Raw genomic sequence first — 375 nt, 5'->3', positions numbered from 1 at the left:
ACCGCGACCATGCTGCCGATCGCGCAGATCCGAACCGGGAAATCCTCGTGAACTTGACAATTTTGATTCCACAGAATCGCCAAATACAGCTTCCCGGAGTCGGTGGGAATCTCCGTCATGTCGCCGACCCATTTGCGGTTCGGTGCATCGGCGGTGAAGTCCCGTTTGACCAGGTCAGCGAACTTCGGTGCGGTCTTGTCCTGCCGGGTCAACCCATTGCGGCGCTTCTTGGGACGCGCCACCAGCTGCTGGCGGCGCATCGAGTCTGCGACCGTGTTCACCGACACCGTCCAGCCCCGCTCGCGCAGATCGTCGACCAGTCGCGGGGAACCATGCAAGCCCTTGGCCTTAGCGAACGCCTTGGCGACCGCCACA

At 62.1% G+C, this 375-nt stretch carries 1 protein-coding gene; it reads right to left on the bottom strand.

The features are described from left to right. On the bottom strand, positions 1–375 hold a 375-nt coding region (locus FPZ47_RS28020; protein ID WP_246859926.1), incomplete at both ends, for an IS3 family transposase.

It is taken from the genome of Mycobacterium helveticum, assembly GCF_007714205.1.
Lineage (GTDB): Bacteria > Actinomycetota > Actinomycetes > Mycobacteriales > Mycobacteriaceae > Mycobacterium > Mycobacterium helveticum.
This window is presented reverse-complemented; position numbering and strand designations above follow the sequence as displayed.